We start from the raw sequence: 598 nt of genomic DNA on the forward strand, positions 1-598 counted from the left end.
TTATTCGTAGAATCGTAGGAGATATAAATTTTCTCACGATGATTTCTTTTTTCATTCCAGTCATTAAGAAAAGCAATTCGTTCATCTTCACTGATTTCAGACAGAAATCTGGAGATGGTTGAATCACTGTATATCTTATGATTAGGTGTCAACACCGGATGATTGTATGCATAATCAGGATAATACTGGGCTGCATTGTTCTCACTGATAATGGAATATGCTGCCAGATCAAGGAGCAGTCCTTTTCCACGGTCGTCCCAGCTGCTCAGGTAGTTCTGAAGTTTATAATCGTCAATGATCTTTTTGATTACAAGAAAAGCTCCGACACGAATACAGGAACTTCTGGAAGCATCCTTCTCTGTATCAGGAAGTACAACATCCGGAAAATATTTTTCGAAGTTTGGATTTGGATACATCATGGTTGGATCAGAAGGATCCATCTTTCCGATGGTAGTACGCAAAGGGACGTTGTATTTCTTCTCAGGAATATATTTTCTATCGTAAGTGTATTCGATGTAAGTGACATCCTTACGCTTGTTTTTGGAGATTTTGCCGGTGTTTTCCGGGATTTTCACTAAAAAATCGTAGTACATTTTTT

The 598-nt window shown here is 38.0% G+C and carries 1 pseudogene; it reads right to left on the bottom strand.

Features of this window, described 5'->3' with window-relative positions:
- Positions 1–598 (bottom strand): annotated as a pseudogene (locus tag ACTNDS_RS16680) (IS1634 family transposase); the annotation flags it as partial.

Source organism: Blautia sp. HCP3S3_C12 (assembly GCF_052064155.1).
Classification (GTDB): Bacteria; Bacillota; Clostridia; order Lachnospirales; family Lachnospiraceae; genus Blautia_A.